Here is a 20,013-nt window from a genome sequence, read left to right on the forward strand (position 1 = left end):
ATCATATATAGCAGTTCTCATTTTTGTGAAAGTGCCTGCGCTCTGCGCTTAAAAACAAAGTACATTTGTACATTCTTCTTAAGCGTTAAGCGTTAAGCGTTCCCTACCTCAACGAGTAATTTCACAATTCATTTAGGATTGCTATAGAGAGTGAACAAGTATAAACGCAGTGAAAGCAATGATATCTTATCAGTACTGTCTGTGTTGAGAGTATCAACACCTGTGATTTTTTACAAATCATTTAGGATTGCTATAGCTGTTCAAAAATCAAATGAGAATTCTATAGTTAAGCAATAAGTGGAGGACGAAGAGATTCATCAACATAACTCAAAATTCTTGCGGCTCGATTTTCCCAAGAAAACTGCTTCACAAAGTTGATAATATCTTGATAGCCTTCGGCTTTCCTTGGATGAGTTTTTAAAACCTGCGCTATTGCTTCGGCAAATTTGTTAGGACTATCTGGTTCGCACCAAGCAGCGATCGCGTTAGTATTCTTAAACTCTACTAAAGAGGGAATTTCTGTTGCGACAATGGGATTTCCAGAAGTTAAGTAATCAAACAGCTTGAGGGGAGATGTGAATGTTGCAGCTTCTCCGGAACAATGGGGATGAGCTAAGATATCAGCGGCTTGTAGCAAAGATGGTAAATCTTTGTGCAAGAGATATCCCAAGAATGTTATGTTGTTAACTTGCTTTTCTTTTGCTAATTGCTGATAATGTGCAACTTCTTTCTCATCACCACCTGCACAGACAATTTGAAGATTTGGCATGAGTGCAGCAACATCAACGAGGATATCGATACCTTTAAATTTTCTTAATGCTCCTGCATAAACGATTAAATGTGAACGTTCATCTTTGAGAAGTTTTTTGCGCCACTCTGCAATTTTTTCTGGTTGTCTAATCATAAACGAAGAATTATAGCCATTGTGCACCGTAATGACTTTTTCTGGGGGCATCCCATGTTTTATCATGTGTTCTCGGACTGTATCAGTCACTGTAGCAGCCACTTGAAACAGTGGATGATTCACAATTTCTGGCTCAAATTCCTTATCTTCGTAATGGTGATGTTCGTAAATTGCTGGGACACCATTTTTAACTGCTGCTTTGATGAAATTCCAGTTCCAAGCGTGGACAAGTTTGGTTGTCGAAAGGATATGGAACGGAAAATAATATTTTGTGGCAATGGTGTTAGAGTCGGTGAATTTACTATTAATATAATCAATAGGCCAAGGCATGGGTAAGGGAGCAACTTTGAGCTTTTGCTGGATGTTGTAGTATTTGATGAGTGCTTCTGGTGTTTTCCTTGGTTGAAATGGACGAGCTAAATGAATTGGGTTGAAAGCTGCTAATCCTTTGCGAGGATATGCCAAAACTGATGAGTAACCCAAGTTTGCTGCTCCGTTTGCAGCGTTTGTACCTACTATAATATGAGCTTCTGGTTTGGGTATCTCTCCTGTTAAAAAGAAGACGTAGTTTTTCAGAAGAGTCGTATTTTTCATGATTTTAAACTTTAAGGTTATCGTCGAAATGATCTAACTTTTCTAGCAGATGCGTGAGCGCTTGATAAGCTTCCTGGATAAATTTCTGTTGGCTAGGGAGCGTATTTCTCGAATCATTGGCTAGGGAGTTTAGAGAGCTAAGTATAGGATCAAGAGTCATCCGAAACTGATTGCAGATAACTATCAAATTTTGATTGAGGGTGGCGACGTTGTGATTTGGCTGTGCGCCTGATAAAGTCCAGTTCGTTTGTAGGTGCACAATATCTTCAAAAACATCAATGCTGTTGAGAACTTTTAAGCCTGATTTGTAGGATTCTTCTATAAATTTATTTGGCTGTTGAAGATTGTTTTGTCTATCATCAACTAGTAAGCGCAAAGAACCAATCATAGACTGAAGCCGCGTACGAATTTCATGAGAGACGCGCACTAAGTTTTGCTGGCGTTTGGTAGCTGTTTCCACTTTATCGGCAAATTGCATTGCGTACAAACGCGAGTAGTAACCACCCTTTTGTAAGAGTTCTTCATGGGTTCCCACCTCCACCACACTTCCTTGATCCAAAACAGCAATTTGATCCGCTTTTTGCACTGTGGAAAGGCGGTGAGCAATAACTAATGTTGTGCGATCGCGACTGAGGTTATCTATCGCCTCTTGCACTAAACGTTCGGAAACAGTATCTAAAGCACTCGTGGCTTCATCTAAAATCAAAATTTGTGGATCTTGTAGTAAAGCACGCGCGATCGCCAGGCGTTGTCTTTGTCCCCCAGACAACATGACACCGCGATCGCCAATGATAGTTTTAAATCCCTGCGGCAATTCACTGATAAACTCATAAGCATTTGCCTGCTTTGCTGCTGTGATAATTTCCTCTTTGGTTGCTTCCTGACGTCCGTATGCAATGTTATTCCACACTGAGTCATTAAAAAGGAAAGTATCTTGACTGACAATTCCCATTACCTGTCGTATTGAGAGTAAGTCGAAATCACACAAATCGATGTCATCAATAGTAATACAACCAGATGTCGGATCATAAAATCTGGGTAACAGATCTGCCAATGTTGATTTTCCTGCACCAGAACCGCCTACCAAAGCCAGTGTTGTACCTTGTGCTAAGTATAAATTTACATCTTTGAGTACCTGTTTTTCATGATCAGGATAGGAAAAGCAAACCGACTGAAAACCGACTCCTTTATTTAATTTTGTGTAAACAATTGAACCGTTACTCATTAACGGCTTATTCTCCCAGCTTAAGAACTCAGTAACTACGTCCACACTGGTAGTAGTACTAGCAAAGCTACTGCGAAGAGTATTTAACTGAGAAATAAACGGTAGCAGTCGTAGTAATACCAATAAATATGTTAGTAGTACTGTTGAAAGCGAGACAATTTGGTTTACAAAGAAGGTGCGACTCAAAAAGACAATTAGTATGATAGCTGTCACGCCCATGACTTCACTCAGTGGTGCGATCGCTTCCGAATAAACCTGAGACTTAAAATCAGCTTTTTCGCGAGCGTGAATGAGTTTCCGAATACGTTGATATTCTCTTTGTTCACTACCCGTTGCTTTAACTAGACGAATTCCGTTGAGAGTTTCTAGTATAGCGATCGAATAGGCTCTAGACATATCGCTAAGCTGCTTACCAAACTGTTTGGCACGGCTAATAGCATACTGATTTATTAACGTGACTAAAGACAGCAAAACCGTTGCAGCAATTGTCAATTGCCAGGAAATTGACAGTAGTATCCCGACAAAAACTAGAATTGTAATCCCTAAGATGATTAATTTAATCGTATTACCTACAGCACTGGCTGCACGGCTAATTTCTCCCCCAAGACTGTTGATTATGTCACCAACTTTCGTCTTGGCGTAATAAGATAAATCAATTTGTAGCAATAAAATTAAGCCAGTTTCGCGCATATCCGAAGTGACTTTGCGCGTTAAGGTACTAGATGCTAAAGTGCTAGCGTACGTTGCTATATTTTTTAACAGAATCGTAAAGATAATTGTCCCCGCCATCACTCCTAATAGGTAATTTTCGGGAATATTATCAAACGGAGACATCAGTTTTTTGAGAATAGCAGGAGCACCACTGAAATCCACTTCTTGTCCCACTATTCTTAAAATCACTGGAACAATCAGAGCAGTGCTAACACCATTAAATAAAGCTCCAGAAAACCCTAACAATATCGTCAGGAAAGTCAAAACTGGATATGGTTTCGCAAATCTTATTAGTAGTTTGCTGGTAGACATTGGGGATTTGTCTCACAATTTACTTTTGATTAACAGAATTCATAAATCAATTACAATAAATAATTTTCATCTTTCTGTTTTAGACAAATGCAAATACTCCTCATATCCTATTTTGACCGTCAGTGAAGTCTGATAAACTCACCCCTTGAAAATAATACATTAGAAATACTCATAACCCAGCAATTACCGACTCTAAGGTAGATGCCATAGTCTCAAGGCTATATTTATTTATACATCTTTCTCTTGCCTTGAAACCTCGCTCATTTGCTGACTCTAAATTCTCAAATATAAAATCAATTTGATCTGCAATTTGTTCTGGAGAACCAGGAGCAACCAAATAACCAGTTTCACCTAAAATTTCTGGAATATCTCCAACTCTAGTTGATAATACGGGTTTAGCCATTGCCATTCCATCTGTTAATTTTAAGGGGAATTGGGCACGAGCGATGATTGTATCTCGCTGAGGAACAACCACAATATGAGCAGCTGCTACAACCTCAGGCATAACCTCCACAGGACACTTGGGCAACTTGATAATCCAACGCCCCCATCTTTGAATGAGTTTATCATCATAATCATCATAAGGACTGCCACCAACAATCACTAGTCTTAAATCTGACTGGTTTAACTGATCCAACGCCATCAAGACATCTTCAACACCTTTATGTGGTCGTGGTGCACCTGGAAACATTAAAATACGATAGTCACCAAGATCATAACGAATTCGGCTAGCCTTTGAATCGTACAAACTAGGGTCGAACATAGCAGTATCTTTACCATTAGGCAGATAAATACCGCCAAAACGTTCTTGGAGAAACTGAGTATCTATTGTTACGGCATCAGCCTTTCGTACTAAGTTTTCCATCCATTGTATATAAAGTGGATGATCAGGAAATCTTAATGCACCATCTTTCTTTAAAATATCTCTGGCTAATTGTTTGAGACTAGGACGATACTTCCACTCCATACCTCCATACCAGCTTAATTCCCAGTCATCCATATCCAAAAGCAAAGGACGACGGCTGCTGATTTTTTTCAAAAGAGATAAACCAAAACTCGTAACCTTTGGTTTGACTGCATAAATAATATCTCCATCTATTTTTTCTAAAACTTGCCGACTGTAGCTCAAAAACTCAGGATAGTTTTTTCCAGGAACAGAAACAATCTTGATTCCATTGGGAGGAATTGCATAAAGTTCTTTTCCAAAAAGAAAACCGATAATTTCTACCTCATGGTTAAGCTTTTTAAGAACTTGTGCTAGCAAAAAGGCACGAACACTCCCACCACCGCTTAAGTCACTAACAATTAATGAAAATTTCATAAGTATTATTTTTTATCACTTTCCTTTTGGAAACAGCATGGATATCACTTTATTTGTACGGTTACCGCGATACTTTTCGTAGAGTAGGAAATTTGGGAGGATTTTTCGGATAGTATTGAAAGTCTGCAGTTGCTTTTGATTTTTGAGCGTAATTTGTTTGTTGAGTACGCGAACCGGCATAGGAACTATTTTTAGTAATCTTTCAAAATCGTCTTCCTCTTTCTCCATAATTGCTTCCTCTAAGAAGAATTCCAGACCGATTTGACAAAATTTGTTTAGTTCTGAATAATTTTTGAGAATATTTTCGTAAAAGATAATATAGTAGTTTTTCATATAATTCCAACTATTAGTTCTATTTGACTGATGCTTGGTGTAGTAAGTACCAATCATCGGGGTGTAAACGAAATTCGCACCTGCCATTAAAATAGCGACAGCAAAATATCTATCCCCCAGTGCTTTGAGGTATTCCGGAAATTTTGTCTTAGTCAAGACACTTTTTTTCATCAGCATAGCTTGCTGAAGCGCGGGATGAGGTGTATTTGCCAGGAAGTCAGGAATGAGTAAACGTTGAACGAATTCATCTTTAGTCAATGAGCCAATGACATTTTCCTGAGTGTTGACAATATTTTGGTTTGCATCAAAAAACACCCGTTCATAATCGCAGTAAAAGACTGTGTCGTTATTGGCGTTAACTTGTTCTAAATAGCTGAGGTGAAATCTAGTTTTGTCTTCATGAATCCAATCATCTGCATCTAGACATTGAATCCATTCACCCTGTGCTTTCTCAACGCCAAAATTGCGAGATGAAGGCAGACCACCGTTTTCTTTATAGTAGTATTTTACTCGCTCATCTAAATTCATCAACTGCTCAGCTACCTGACGAGTATTATCCGTAGAGCCATCATCGACAATCAAACATTCAACATCAGAAAAAGTTTGTGATAAGACACTTTTGACTGAGCGTTCAAGGTAACAACCTTGGTTAAAGCAGTTCACAATGATTGAGACTTTAGGTGACATTTATAAATAATTCCTTATTTGTGAAAATCTATTGATAGACTGAAAATCAAGATGTTCATTCATGAATGTCTTTGAAAAATAAATCCTAGCATTAGATTTTTGGCAGGATGACAACATGTTTTAAGTCAAATGACGCCTGTACATCATATTTATTGTTAATATCGCATGAGTTACCCTGAATGTCTCGTTCGCCAAATATTTACATCAAGCAAGCGCGATACGCACATGGGATCAGCTTCCGGGTGATCGCACTTTGCGTTCTCGCTCCCTAACTTCTGGCACAATCATAAGATAAGTCGCCAAAAGAATTGACGCTTCACGATTTATCTGGTCGAGAATTTCCCTTGTCCATTACAACATATAGCTTGTGCAGGTAGTCCAGTCCCTCTGTTTATCGATAGCATTGTTGAGAAATGCCAAACAGCAAATTTTCATGGAGATACACTAAATGGAAGTTATTCGTCTTGAGGCACTTTCAGATAATTACATTTTTCTGCTGCACGATCCAAAGCAAAATATTGCTGCTGTTGTCGATCCAGCCGAGGCGGAACCAGTTTTGCAGAAACTCAACGAGTTAAAAGCTGAGTTGGTGGCAATTTTTAACACGCACCATCATCAGGATCACATCGGAGGAAACCGCCAACTTATGCAACAATTCCCTAATGTGATAGTTTATGGTGGGGCTGAGGATAAAGGGAGAATACTCGGACAGCAGGTGTTTTTACAGCAAGGTTCGCGCGTTGAATTTGCACACAGAAGCGCTGAGGTTATCTTCGTTCCCGGACATACCCGCGCTCATATCGCCTATTATTTTCCACCAGACAACCCAAGTCAAACGGGTGAGTTATTCTGCGGCGATACCCTGTTTGCTGGTGGTTGTGGTCGCTTATTTGAAGGAACACCAACGCAAATGATTCATTCCCTGAGCAAATTCCGCTCGTTACCTGATTCTACTCGCGTCTGGTGTGCTCACGAATATACTTTGAAAAATCTGCAATTTGCCCTTACCGTAGATGCAGATAATACCGACCTACAAACACGTTATGATCAAGCGAAAACGTCCCGCAGTCATGGAGAAGCAACTGTTCCCTCGCTTTTAGGAATCGAAAAGCTCACAAATCCCTTTTTACGTTGGGATCAGCCAGCATTACAATCAGCTGCTAATAGTCGCGACTCGCTACAAACCTTTACGCGATTGCGAGGAATGAAAGATAGATTTTAAGATAGTCATTAGAAAGCACTACTCGACTAGGAATAAATGACTCGGTGCAAAGAAGATTCATTTTTCTTGGCTTCAGAGTTGCGATCGCACCTTCCATTTCGCTATGATTTGTAGGTTTCGGGCTATACGCGAAGCTGCTTGGGATATAGCTGCATCCATATCAACTGTCCTGTTGAAGCCCAAGCAATTAAGATTTTACAGAAAACAAAGAAAAAGAACAACGATGGCGAAACGCATACAATTAGTTTTAACTCAAGATATCATCAAGCTAGGAAAATCTGGCGACTTAGTGGAAGTTGCTCCCGGCTATGCTCGTAACTACTTAATTCCCAAAAGTTTGGCAACTCGTGCTACTCCTAGTATTCTCAAGCAAGTCGAACGTCGCCGCGAAGTTGAACGCCAGCGGCAATTAGAATTGAAACAACAAGCCCAAGAGCAGAAAGCAGCTTTAGAAAAAGTTGATAATTTAAGAATTGCCAAGCAGGTTGGTGAAGCCGAAGCTATTTTCGGTACTGTCACCACCCAAGAAGTGGCAGAGGTTATTCAACAAACCACAGGACTCGAAGTGGATCGGCGTGGTATCACCCTACCCGATATTAGCAAGTTAGGAACTTATGAGGCTGAAATTAAGCTGTATACTGACGTGACAGCAAAAGTCAGCATTCAAGTTGTAGCTAGCTGAAACTTCTAAACCACCCACACTGTAACGTAAGATTCAGTGTGGGCTTCTATTGGTTAGCAAAAACGTTGAATCTATTAATTCTTTAGCAAACTATAGTTCAAAAATTTTCCACTCGTAAAGATTTGACATCCAGCGACTAACAAAGCACAGGATGCGAGAATAGCCAAAATAGATGCTGGCACAAAGGCATTCCCATTAAAAAACATAACTGTAATTCCTAATGCCATCAAAAACCATGCTATATGACGGAATGTTTGACGACAGATAAGGACTACAACCCCTACACTACATGACAGTACACCCGGAATGCGTACAGAAGGAGGAATCTGACTATTCACTGCTAAAATAAAAATTCCTACTACCATTAATACCAAGCCAATGAGCTTAGTCAAAAGCTCCATTCGAGATGGCTTTGTGTTTGCGACGAATTCAACCTGAATCACTGTCGGTGAATGATTCAGCATAGTATTATCAGACTGAGTTGGTATTTCTTGTTCTTGTTTCTGTAGAAAGATAAATGTGATCTTAGCCCCATGACCTAGGTCTATCTTATCTCCAAACTTAAGTGGATAGCGGTTTGTTGGCTCTAGCTTAATATTATTGAGATATGTACCATTGACGCTGCCGAGATCAACGAGATAGTAAGTATTTTTTTCGACATGAATCTCCGCATGAAGTCGAGAAGCAAAATTGGCATCTGGTAAGCCTGCAACATTGATATCAGGCATGGTCTGATCTTTGGGCTTACCAATGCTAATAACAGAAAAATTTTGGGGCAACTCAAGAGGAGTGTCGGTTTGAACATGAAAAAGCTCTAAACTTTGCCCTGTTGTCTGTGATTTGCCGGGGTTTTGCATGCCTTGTCTTTAGGGAGCAGTTTTTCAACTAATGTGAATTATCTTGTTTGGTCGCGAAGATGCGTCAGCTGATAACTCTTAATTTATTGTCTTAATTTTAATACTTACTATGATTACTTATATTGTCTGTACTATATTATATGCCCTGATGAATACTCTGCCGTCTTGTAAACGGTAGATCATAACAATTTCTTAAGTAACCATAACGCAAAACGGGAAGGATTTACACTTGAGCGCACCACATCCAGGAAGTTTAATCTGGCAAAAATCCCTGGCTTAGGCGGTTGCAGTGTTAATCTCAAAGGTAAGCCTGCTTGCTGACGAATTGTGCGTATCGCAATCTAAAACAGGTGATAACCAACTCTTTCGCTAAGTCATTCAACGAATCTCAAGTCGTCGGATATTTCCACAATACCTTTATACCCATCAATCCGCACTTTCTGACCATCTTGTAATAATGACATAGCATCTGTCACATCCATAATGGCAGGAATACCATACTCGCGAGCGATGATTGCCCCGTGAGAAAGTCGTCCACCCGCTTCAGCAATCAATCCTCCAGCCCTAACGAGTAGAGGTGCCCAACCGGAATCTGTATAAGGTACGACTAGGATGACGTCTCGGTCAATATCTCCAACACTCTGTAAATTCCGCAACACCTTTACCCGTCCTTCTGCTTGTCCAGGGCTGGCAGGAATACCTTGTAAAACATGATTTGGGGAAGGAATTCCTGTTTTTAAAGGGAATGCGGGAGGATTATTGCCGTAAACTAAAACAGGTACTGCATTTCGCTGATTATCTTGTGCTAGTTGTGTGCGCCTCAATTCTACTAAATCCTGCAACTGTTGGACAAAAGCAGGTTCAAAACTTTCAACAAGACGCCGTACTTCCTCAAGTTCTAAGAAAAAGATATCTCCTGGTTGTTTGAGTAAGCCCGACTTTAACCAAACCTGTTCCAAAGCTACAAAACACCAGCGCAACTGCGCTAAAAGTCGAGAATAAACCTCTGTGACTCGCCCTTTAAGATGCACACGCTTTTGGACAAACCTTCTGTTCTTCTTCCTTTGACGCTTTTGGTGTTTTAGCGGTTCATTTGTCTGCATCAATTGTACAAACAACTGCTTAACCGCCTCTGATTCTTCTTTCCAGGTGGGAACAGCAATATCAGTTCCTACTTCGCTCAAATAACCGTAATGCTCAAGCAATTTGTCGAACTTGTTTAGAATTTCTTGCCCTTCGGGAGTTCGTCTTAACTGCTCAAACACCGTTACTGGGTTAAACTCAGGTAAGATCTGCCGAGCTGTTGTGGCTAAATCTTGAATCGCTCGCAACGCCGCTACTTCTGGCGTCCGACTATTATCAATATCCCCATCCTTTACCCGAAAGATAGCTTGTCGCAACGCCGCACTCAACGGAGCTAATATACTGTAGTATGTTGCACCACGAAGTAACTCCAGAATTAAGTTAATTCTTGTCCACAGCCTTGCTGGCTCAAGGTTTTCTACGGGTTCTGAGGCTAACTCAGACAAAGCCGGAACAAACTGCTTGCGATTATCCCTGTTGAAATCCAGTGTGAGAGAAAACTCCCGCAACAGCAAACCCACTAAACCAGGAAAATTCCGCAATGTGGTTTCTATAGGAGGCTGACTCATTTTTGCTCCCCTAGTTAAAAACTCCAAGCTTTCAGGGGGTAAGCCCATGCGGCGGAAAATTTCTCCTAGTAGGGTGGCATTAAAGTAGGATCTTGAATAATGGAGTGTAGCTGTTTGGTTAAAATCCAACCCGACAGAGCCTTTACCCAATACCAAAGCAAAAATTTCTCCCCAAACACCACAAGTCAAAGGACGATTGATCGACCAAGTTAATGGGCGAATCAGTCCAGGAATCACCTCTGCAGCAATTTTGCGCGTCCATATCGGCAGTAAGGTGGTTATGGGTCGAGTTTGCAATGTCCAAAGAGTTTGACCATCGTATGTCCACTCAATATCTTGAGGAATACCGTGGTAATGTTCTTCCAGATGTCGAGATAGATATGCGACTTGCTTGATTAATGTTGGTGGTATATTCCCCTCACCTTCTAATTGAATAGAAGTGAAATTATCTGTCTCAACCACATAAGCGCGATACTGTTCGGGCGTTACTCGTCCGGAAACGACACCAGTAGCGTTTCCTGGCAAAGCTTCAATGATGATCGCATCTCCTTGCTTGGTAATGGGATCACGAGTAAAAGCGACACCAGAATAGACACCTTGGACTTGTTGTTGAATCAGCACCGCCATTGCTGCATCAGTAATGCTGCTTTCGCCCGTATGTTGCCCGAAGTCTTTCTGGGATTTTGCTGCGTTTGTTTGGAATGGAGAATCCTGTTTTGAAACAACAGGCTTGGTAACAGTGCGATCGCGTCGATACTGTATTGCCCGTTCACTATTGTATGACGCTCGACACTGGGCGATCGCATCTCGCAATTCCTGTTTACTCGTGACATTCAAAACCGTTTCATACTGTCCTGCGCCAGAGGCTAGTTCTGTATCTTCTCCTATGGCTGAGGAACGTACCACAAACGGTAAAACTGGTGAAGGTTGAAGCGTTTCTATCAACTGTTCCGGATTCTGGTACGGACCAATGATCCATCCTTTTGGGACTGGATAACCCCATCGTTTGACTTCGGCTAATCGAGCTGCCTTTTGTCCAACTAAAGCCGCCTCTAACTCGTCATCTAAAGTGAGAATGCTTTGATTCCCACGAAAAAATTTAAACGCTGCTTGTGAGTCGCTTTGTGCTTCTTCAACAGGAAGATTCAAGTCGTCAGGAATTTGTTTGTAAATCCAGGCAAGTAACCCCGCAAGAGCTGCCGCAGCCAAGATTCTTGCTGGGGTTTCTGGATGCAGGACGGCTACAATTGCAGGCAATAGAACTAAAACCCCAAATTTTGCCAAAAGCCTTGAGCGCACAATAGTAAAGCTGACGCCAGCAAGTAAGAAAACAAAGACTGCCGCAAGTGGATCATGTACGCCAAATCCCCACACAGCGTTAGTCGTGCCAGCTCCTTTACCCGCCAAGAATCTACCCAATACTAAGCCCATCAGAGCAATCAATTCCCAAGCTGAACCCTCTCCAAAGAAAATACGAGCCAGCAAGACTGCGGCAATACCCTTGATCGCTTCCGAAAAAACAGCCAGAATTCCAACCAGTGTACCGCCGTGGTAAAAAGCAGATGAAACACTAATATTGCCTGTACCAATTTGTGCTAACTGCCGCCCTGTTGTAGCTTGAGTGAGCCAAGCTATGATTGGTAGCGCACCTAACACAGGGCAGACAATGAAAACGACTACAAAACCCCAAAGTTCTAACATTTTTGCTTTTGGATTTTAGATGTATTTTTAACCTAAAATCTCAAACCTTAAATTTAATAATTATTTTTCTTCGTCATTACACCATAAAGGTAGACACGGGAGTTGTGACGCAAATCGTCTTTGCCAGTGTCAAATCTTGCTTGCTTAATTAAACTTTCTTTGCTTTTGACTATATTAATATGATTTATAGTTCCAGTCATACCTGAGCAGAGCACTCACGCTCATACATAGGGCGTAAAATGATACTCAGAATGACTTCTATGATACATCTAACTCCCTCAAGTTGGGAGTCCCATCATCCAACTTAGTGAACTGCGTAGGCTGCTTGCAATGCCCAAATGATCAACGCCAGAATTGACCCTAGAAGCAGCACGGAAGAGATGGTGACTACTTTTGGGGTATCAGCGCCTTCAAACTTCATAATTCCTCGGTTCAAGTCGGACATAGCTTTGTAATCCTCCTTCTGTTACAGTGCTAACGCGTCCGTTTCGATTCTAGTCCTTCAGAATGCATCTGATGCAAAGTTTATATTACAATTTTGTTTAAGTTTCGCAACATTTTCATCGTTATAAATACTCATATGAATAGATACATTGTATGGGTTGAGACATTTTTTTTACTGACTTTTTCACAGAGGATTGCAAAAATTAGAACGTAGAACGTGACAATTGTCAATTGTTTAAAAAAATTACCGACTCAAAACTGCCAATATCGACATAATCGTGTCATGTTTGTATCCTAATAGCAACATTCTGGGCGTTGCTGAATCAGGGGATGATGTAAACAAACGTATATTTCTTTGACAAGCTGCGTAAATCCCCAGTCAACCTCTGATAAATCAACAAGGGGTCAAATCAGAACTACCTATTTCATACTTCCATTCTCTAATACCATATTCTGACTGTGATCGCATATGTCTGCGGCACTTAAGTGCGAATGCTGCGCGCCGAGATTACCTGTGCACAGGACTCAGGAATTATTGCTTTATATAGCAATAATTCCTGAGTCAGAAGTCATATCATATCCGGCGAATTAGTTGTGATTTCCACGTTATAAGAGTTTTCCGTTCCCTACATACGTGAATCATTTCACCAAATTAAACCAGATGCCTATAGCTACTGTTCAAAACACTAGAAAAAATGAGCATTCAAGTAAGCAAGATGAAAACACTTTTGTTTGTATCTACTGTCTTTCCACCCATGATTAATCCGCTTGCCAATCGAGTCTACAAACTGCTCGTACAATTTCAAAAAAGTTGGCAAATTCTCGCATTGACTCGTGTAGAAAATGCTTATTTAAATGAAGAATCTAGTGTTCACTTTGTCAAACCTTGGTATCCACAAAAATTAATTGACTTAATGAGTAAGCTGAAGCTTGAGAAGATACTAAGGTTATTAATTTGGCCAGATCAGGATATTTTTTGGGTATTACCTGCATTGATCAAAGGTTATCAGTTGATTCAGCAGCAGAAACCTGATGCTATTTTTGTATTTATGATGCCCTATTCAGCTAGTTTCATAGGAATCGGGTTGAAGTGGTTAACAGGTTTACCTTTAGTGTTCAGCTTAGATGACTCGATCACTTGCACTGATATGCATCCAGAATCTCAAAGTTTGCTGCATTATCATTTAAAACAATGGCTAGAAAAATTTTATGTTCGTCAGGCTGATGCATTAGTTTATGTTTCCCAATTCAATCTCGAACAGGTCAAAAAACGACAACCTTTATCTCAAAAATCGAAATTTAACTTGATTCGTTGTGGTGCTGATCCCTTGGATTTTAGTACTCCCCTTCCTCCTTCAATTGACAAGAAACCTTTCGAGATAGTTTACATTGGTGGCATGAATGGCTGGTACGATTTCTACTATCGTCTTGAAAAACAATCGGTATTGAAAAAACTTTACAAAGCTTGGATAAGATTAGGCATCTATGAACAGGTAAAAATCGATCATCGGAGTTCTAGTCCAGTTTTTGTTGCCAAAGCAATACAGCAAGTCATTGCCCAAAATCCTAACTGGGAAAAAGAAATTCAACTTGTCATTCATGGAAACCCAGTTCCTAAACATATAGTGCAAACGGTGTTGGAAAACCAAAAACAGACAGATGTCGTTTCAGTCTTTGGTTCTGTATCCCACCACCAAGCACTTCAACTTGCAAGATCTGGAGATCTTTTACTCATAACTTTGCCTAATCGTCCAGATGGCTCTTCAGGTGGACGGATTTCATGTAAAACCTACGAATACCTAATGACTGATCGCCCCATTTTAGCAGCAGTGCCTAAAGGTGAAAACTGGGATTATCTAAAGGATAAGCCTGGAGTTTGGTTAGTCGAACCAACAGATACAGAGGCTATGAGTCGAGTCATTTCTGAAGTGGTGTCAGCACACTTTTCTAATTCTCCCCTCAGGTTTGATCGAACTGCTCTCCAACAGGAACTTAGCTATGTAAACTTAGCTGAAGATTACTTAAAAATACTCGACCAAGTTTGCTTGAACAACACCAAGGAAATTCAAGCTAAGCAATTAGCGACAAGTTAAGGTTTTTTAGGCTTTGTCAACAACCAGTATCAGTGACGAAAAAAACTGAGAAACTGTTAATGGTGCATCTTCCTACTTCTAAGTAATCAGAATAAGTCCTTGTCTTCGCGAAATTATTAACGGAAGAGCGTAAAATATACAGAACTTAGAACAAACGGACTTAACAAGTGCAAGTGTCGCTGGTTATCAGTTTAGTCGTCGTGCTCGGATTGTTTGTCATCATAGAGTTGGGATTAAGATTACTCTTTGGGTTTGGCAATCCTCTAACATACATCCGGGATGAGCAGATTGGTTATTTGCTAAGTCCTAACCAACGCACCCGTCGCTTTGGTCATCGTATTACAATTAATCAGTATTCGATGCGCAGTGAAGCTGTATCCCAAACGCCTTTACCATCTACTTTACGGGTACTGCTTCTAGGAGATTCTATTGCTAACGGTGGCTGGTGGACAGACCAGAATAATACAATTTCTAGTTTAATAGCGCGCTTGTTAACTTCAGCAGTTAGTAGTAATTATCAACAAGTAGAAGTGCTGAATGCTTCAGCCAACTCTTGGGGACCAAGAAATGAATTAGGCTATTTGGAAAAGTTTGGCAGTTTTGATGCTCAAGCACTTGTGCTACTCATTAACACCGATGATTTGTTTGCTACCGCTCCCACATCTTTACCCGTAGGATGCGATCGCAATTACCCCGACAAAAAACCACCTCTAGCATTAGCAGAAATCTTCCAACGTTATATACTCAAGCCAACCCCAATACCAGGAATAGAAGCAATCCAAAATGAAGCAGGCGATAGAGTTGGTTTTAATCTAGAAGCAATTGGCAAAATCCAAGCACTTACGCTTCAAACCAATACTCAATTTCTTCTTGTCATGACTCCCTTACTTCGAGAAATTGGTGAGCCTGGTTCCCGCGATTACGAAGTTATAGCACGGAAGCGCTTGAGTGAATTTTGTCAAGCCCAACGCATCACTTATTTAGATTTTCTTCCAATATTTAACTCCAACCAAGACCCCAAGGCCTTGTATCACGACCACATCCATCTTAACTTTCAGGGAAATCAGTTGGTGAGTGAGGTGATTTCGCTATCGCTGCTTGAACTATTGGCACAAAAATAAACAATACTTTACAATACCATTATTTTATATAAAAATAAAAATAACGAAAGAGAGATATGACGCCAGGAAAATATCTCGTAAAGTCAAAGAAGAGTGTATCTACATCGGTCAAAGTTGCCCAATGGTTAAAGAATCTTTCCAAGAACTTGTGAACTTGAACCAGCGCGACGAAGCACAAACTCATAACTTGTCTGCAGAAAACTTTGCAGGAGAAGACCTTAAAGAGGCAAACCTTAGGGGTACCAGCCTATTCAATGCTAACCTTAGTGGGGCAAATCTCAATAATGCCAAGCTTGACATTAGCAATCTCAGTATTGCCAACCTTGCTAGTTCTGACCTTAGTGGTGCAGATCTGCGTGGTGCAAGTCTCAGCCTTGCCAATCTCAGTGATGCCGATCTCAGCGGTGCCGATCTCAGTAATGCAAACCTGTGTGGTGCCAACCTCAGTCGTGCAAACCTCAGTGATGCCGATCTCAGTGCTGCCGATCTCAGTGCTGCCAACCTCAGTGGTACGAACCTCAGTGGTAGCAATCTCAAAAACGCGAACTTGAGCCTAGCCAATCTCGATAGTGCGAACCTCAAAGGTGCTAATATCAATGATGCCTATCTTGGCGGTATTCGGCTCAGTGGTGCGGACCTCAGCGGTGCAAACCTCAGTGGTGCGAACCTCAACGTTTCTGACCTCAATGGTGCAAACCTCAGTAATGCTGACCTCCGTAGTACCAATCTCACTAACGCTTATTTGAATAGTACTAACCTCTATGGTGCCAAAATTAACGATTCAACGAAATTTGATGATAACAGTTTAGATTAAGAACCTCTGGGAAATTACTGAGATTATAAAGATATCGGTCTATTTCTAAGATTAAGTTGCTCACCACGTACCGGGCGTGGTGATGTATCATTGATTAATTTTGGGCGTTTAAACTCATTGTCAAGAAAAATTTACTAGAATAAAATCATACAAAAAATTGCGAAGTCTAGAGTAAACAGAAGTCGCAATTATTACTCTGGTTTAACACTTGTTAGCTATAGTGCTAACGTCCAGTCATTCAAAAAGTACCCTAACAGGTACCGATTTATTTCTGGAATGACAAGAGGTAATATTGTTGACTTTATCTAGAAAATCAAATCTTACATCATTGAGGGTTAAGCAGAAAACCTATGGCAGAAGTCAAAGTTCCTACCATAACTAGCACGTACGATATTATTTGCTTCGGCGACGAAATTCCTGGTATTCTCGCTCTAGTATGTGCTGCACGCGAATACAACCGTCAAAAAAATCAACTTCCACGGACTTTGCTACTGTTAAAAGGAAATTCTAAATTAGGAATTGGAGGTCATTTAGTACGTGGTGGATTGTGTTATCTTGACCGTTCTACAGTTCCTGCTGCTATTCGTCAATCACGTAATTTAGATACTTTTGGTGATCCAGCCGCTATCTACAAGGAATTTTTGAAACGAGCTGGTGTAGCGCTTATTGCTCTTGATCCTGTTAAGGCAGATAGTGCTTTGCGAGCAATGTTGCAAGAGGTACGTGCAGATATTATAAGTGATATTGAAATTAAGTCTGTAATTAAAGAAGGACAGAAAATTACTGCTATTGGATTGACTAAAGGTGAAACCTATGCGGGCAAACAGTTTATTGACTGCACTGTGAATGCAGAGTTGGCGCAAGCGGCTGGAGTAAAAAAACTTAAGGGGTTTGAAACCTTTGGCTTACCTGACTCAGAACTAGCAGTGACTTTAGTCTTTGAAACTCAAGGGCTGAGTATTGAAAGACTCAAAAATGTAGAGTTTCAATATCTTAAACGCTTCACCAATACAGCAGATACTGAAGCTCAAAAATGGTTAAATGTTGCTGCAGGCGGAGATCCAGCAAGAGCAAATGAACTGAGAAAAAATCTGGTTGATTCTGCAGGCAAGCTCAAAACAATGTTTGCAGGTCAAGATTATATCGACGTTCGCACCAAAGCTCTCTCCATAGCCTACCATGCTTTCCGAGGTACTCCTGTGTCCTTAGCATCTAGTGGTACCATGCTTGACAACGGTAATATAGCTGTTTTGTCTCAGGGGAGGTTGTTTTGGAATGCACTGTTATATAAAGTAAATGCTGACCAAGCAGAAACTTTAGCACGCGCTAAATCCAAGCCAACATCACAAATGCTGAGTGAAATGCTATTTGTGAGAAAGTGGTTTGAAAGCATTGGCGCGAGTCAGGTGAAGCCTGTAGAAGAACTTTATATTCGTCATGCTGGTAATATTACAGGGGCAGTTGATCCCCTAAGTGGTTCTGAGATGCTTGCAGGTGGTGTGCCACAAAGTCAAGCTTTGGGAACATTTGGTTACCATTTTGATATTCGTGGCGGTATTACTGGCTTAGATGAAAGAGCTGCTGGTAAAGGTTTTAACGATTTTGCATTTCTGAACCCGCCTTTGTTCAATATTGGCATCCAGCACGCTTTGATTAAAAATGTACCTAACCTAGCAGTTATTAGTCCAGCTTCTGGATTTGTGGGGTATGCCTCTTCTGCTGGGAGAATTGTGGAATTCAATTGTGGTGTGGGGCAGGGAGTCGGGATTGCTGCTGCAATTGCGATCGCCCAAGGGCGTAACCTCGCTGACATTTCTAACACAGATGTGCGAACCATCTTAGCTCAAACCGGAAAGCTATCTCAAGTTTATGGTACGGACAATCCACTACTAGCAAGTCAGCTAGGCAGTTTTGAAAATCAAATGATTGCTTAAACTTGCTCGGCAATACCATATAGTAATCATTTGAAAAGCACTGTAACTCAAAGAGTATTTTTGACAATGAGTCATACACAAGAAACTGGAATTCCAGGTGTGTTAGCGCCAAACACCAAGATAACTAAACTTGCCGATGGAATGTCCTTCTGCGAAGGTCCAGTTTGGGATAAAAAACATCATCGGCTCATTTTTAGTGACACTGATGCAGATGAACATAGATCCTGGAGTGATACTCAAGGGTTACAGACTTTTCGCAAGCCTAGCTATCAGCCGAACGGAAATGTTTTTGATTTGCAAGGCAGGCTTTGGACTTGCGAACACGAATCGAGGGCAATTAGCATGACCAACACAGATGGTCAGCGAACAATAATGGTGGATAATTATGGAGGCAAGCGCTTCCATTCACCAAATGACTTGGAGGTAAAATCTGACGAGACAATCTGGTTTAGCGATCCAACTTATGGTCTTGGTAACAGAACCAAGGAGATGGATTTTCAAGGCGTTTTCCGCTTCGATCCCAAAGAAAATAAGCTGACATTAATTGCGGATGATTTGAGTATGCCAAATGGCATCGCTTTTTCTCCTGATGAAAAGAAGCTTTATGTTGGAGATTCGGCAGAGGATAAGCGACGAATACGCGCATTCACGGTGAACTCAGATGGAACGGTTTCCGGTGGCGAAGTGCTATGCACGACTGAGAACCCAGTTTGGGGTCCAGACGGAGTTGATGTGGATGCAAATGGAAATATCTACACAGGTTGTGGTGATGGCGTAAATATTTTTTCTCCGGCAGGTTTGCTGTTAGGCAAGATATTAACTGAGGTTCCAATCTCAAACTTTGCCTTTGGTGGAAATGATGGCAAAATGCTGTTTATGACTAGTGAGCACGCTTTATATCGAGTCAATTTGTTAGTGGCAGGTGCGGTCAAACGATGGTGATTTCGTAGAAAGTGAGGAAATTTACCTTAATTTAGTGCGATTACTTATTTTTTGCTTTTCTTAGAGTTGATCGCCTTTTTTTGTGCATTTTTTTAACTTGTAGAATTCACGTTGTTGTACGGAGTGTGCTGTTATCTAATCCTAGACCACACTTCAAGATAATTCTGGAAAAATCTATACATGAGTACGGTTCGGTTTTTGTTGATAGTGCTAGTTTCATGCGATCGCACCTCTTGCTTATTTTGCATAGCCTAGGACTGCGGTTGTTGATTACGTTCACAGCGTCACGGCTTCGTTAGCTGAATGCCTGAATGTGCTAGTGGGTAAGCGTTTTCTCAGTATCAAGAAGGTTAAACGTAACCCCAACGAAGAAGTCTGAATGGCTTGTTTCAATTTCCTTACGGCGAAGCAGCCCTTTCAACGCGAACAAATGAACTAGTGAGTCATTCCAATGACACAAGTTG

At 40.9% G+C, this 20,013-nt stretch carries 14 protein-coding genes; 7 read left to right on the top strand and 7 right to left on the bottom strand.

All coding sequences use genetic code 11. The annotated features are described in order from the left end of the window. Positions 1-286 precede the first annotated feature (286 nt). The 4 genes from AC5590_RS00260 to AC5590_RS00275 all read right to left on the bottom strand — a co-directional run bounded on the left by AC5590_RS00260 (position 287) and on the right by AC5590_RS00275 (position 6,087). The gene (locus AC5590_RS00260; RefSeq protein WP_169267810.1) at positions 287-1,498 is read right to left on the bottom strand and encodes a glycosyltransferase family 4 protein; all 1,212 of its coding nucleotides are present in this window, start codon (positions 1,496-1,498) and stop codon (positions 287-289) included. Positions 1,499-1,502: 4 nt separating this feature from the next. Further along, positions 1,503-3,746 (bottom strand): ABC transporter ATP-binding protein, encoded by a 2,244-nt coding sequence (locus tag AC5590_RS00265; RefSeq protein ID WP_169267811.1) that lies wholly within the window; start codon positions 3,744-3,746, stop codon positions 1,503-1,505. Positions 3,747-3,915: 169 nt separating this feature from the next. After that, positions 3,916-5,067 (bottom strand): glycosyltransferase family 4 protein, encoded by a 1,152-nt coding sequence (locus AC5590_RS00270; RefSeq protein WP_171977636.1) that lies wholly within the window; start codon positions 5,065-5,067, stop codon positions 3,916-3,918. Positions 5,068-5,082: 15 nt separating this feature from the next. Continuing rightward, positions 5,083-6,087, bottom strand: a complete 1,005-nt coding sequence (locus AC5590_RS00275) for a glycosyltransferase family 2 protein (RefSeq protein ID WP_169267812.1) — start codon at positions 6,085-6,087, stop codon at positions 5,083-5,085. 448 nt (positions 6,088-6,535) lie between these two features. On the opposite strand from AC5590_RS00275, the gene gloB reads away from it, so the two are divergent. Beyond that, complete coding sequence (gloB, locus tag AC5590_RS00280) at positions 6,536-7,309, top strand: hydroxyacylglutathione hydrolase (RefSeq protein ID WP_169267813.1); 774 nt, start codon at positions 6,536-6,538, stop codon at positions 7,307-7,309. 223 nt (positions 7,310-7,532) lie between these two features. Continuing rightward, a complete protein-coding gene (gene rplI, locus AC5590_RS00285; RefSeq protein ID WP_169267814.1) occupies positions 7,533-7,991 on the top strand; it encodes a 50S ribosomal protein L9 in 459 nt (152 codons plus the stop codon). A 74-nt stretch (positions 7,992-8,065) separates the two neighbouring features. Here rplI and AC5590_RS00290 read toward each other — a convergent pair whose 3' ends face one another. From AC5590_RS00290 to AC5590_RS00300, 3 genes are all read right to left on the bottom strand, one after another. Next, positions 8,066-8,848: an FHA domain-containing protein gene (locus AC5590_RS00290; protein WP_169267815.1), complete on the bottom strand. Its 783-nt coding sequence runs from the start codon at positions 8,846-8,848 to the stop codon at positions 8,066-8,068. 374 nt (positions 8,849-9,222) lie between these two features. Next, entirely contained in the window at positions 9,223-12,201 is a 2,979-nt protein-coding gene (locus AC5590_RS00295) for a glycerol-3-phosphate acyltransferase (protein ID WP_169267816.1), read from the bottom strand. A 304-nt stretch (positions 12,202-12,505) separates the two neighbouring features. Then, complete coding sequence (locus AC5590_RS00300) at positions 12,506-12,646, bottom strand: hypothetical protein (RefSeq protein WP_169267817.1); 141 nt, start codon at positions 12,644-12,646, stop codon at positions 12,506-12,508. Positions 12,647-13,340: 694 nt separating this feature from the next. Between AC5590_RS00300 and AC5590_RS00305 the strand changes: the two genes are divergently transcribed. The 5 genes from AC5590_RS00305 (at position 13,341) to AC5590_RS00325 (ending at position 19,549) form a co-directional block, all read left to right on the top strand. Beyond that, positions 13,341-14,738 (top strand): glycosyltransferase, encoded by a 1,398-nt coding sequence (locus tag AC5590_RS00305; RefSeq protein WP_169267818.1) that lies wholly within the window; start codon positions 13,341-13,343, stop codon positions 14,736-14,738. A 167-nt stretch (positions 14,739-14,905) separates the two neighbouring features. Further along, positions 14,906-15,859, top strand: coding sequence for a GDSL-type esterase/lipase family protein (locus AC5590_RS00310; protein WP_169267819.1), 954 nt, complete (start codon positions 14,906-14,908; stop codon positions 15,857-15,859). 121 nt (positions 15,860-15,980) lie between these two features. Beyond that, entirely contained in the window at positions 15,981-16,673 is a 693-nt protein-coding gene (locus tag AC5590_RS00315; protein ID WP_169267820.1) for a pentapeptide repeat-containing protein, read from the top strand. A 350-nt stretch (positions 16,674-17,023) separates the two neighbouring features. Further along, on the top strand, positions 17,024-18,607 hold the full coding sequence (locus tag AC5590_RS00320; RefSeq protein WP_169267821.1) for an FAD-dependent oxidoreductase: 1,584 nt from the start codon (positions 17,024-17,026) through the stop codon (positions 18,605-18,607). A 66-nt stretch (positions 18,608-18,673) separates the two neighbouring features. Beyond that, positions 18,674-19,549 (top strand): SMP-30/gluconolactonase/LRE family protein, encoded by an 876-nt coding sequence (locus tag AC5590_RS00325; protein WP_169267822.1) that lies wholly within the window; start codon positions 18,674-18,676, stop codon positions 19,547-19,549. Positions 19,550-20,013: the final 464 nt, after the last annotated feature.

It is taken from the genome of Brasilonema octagenarum UFV-OR1, assembly GCF_963888615.1.
GTDB lineage: Bacteria > Cyanobacteriota > Cyanobacteriia > Cyanobacteriales > Nostocaceae > Brasilonema > Brasilonema sennae.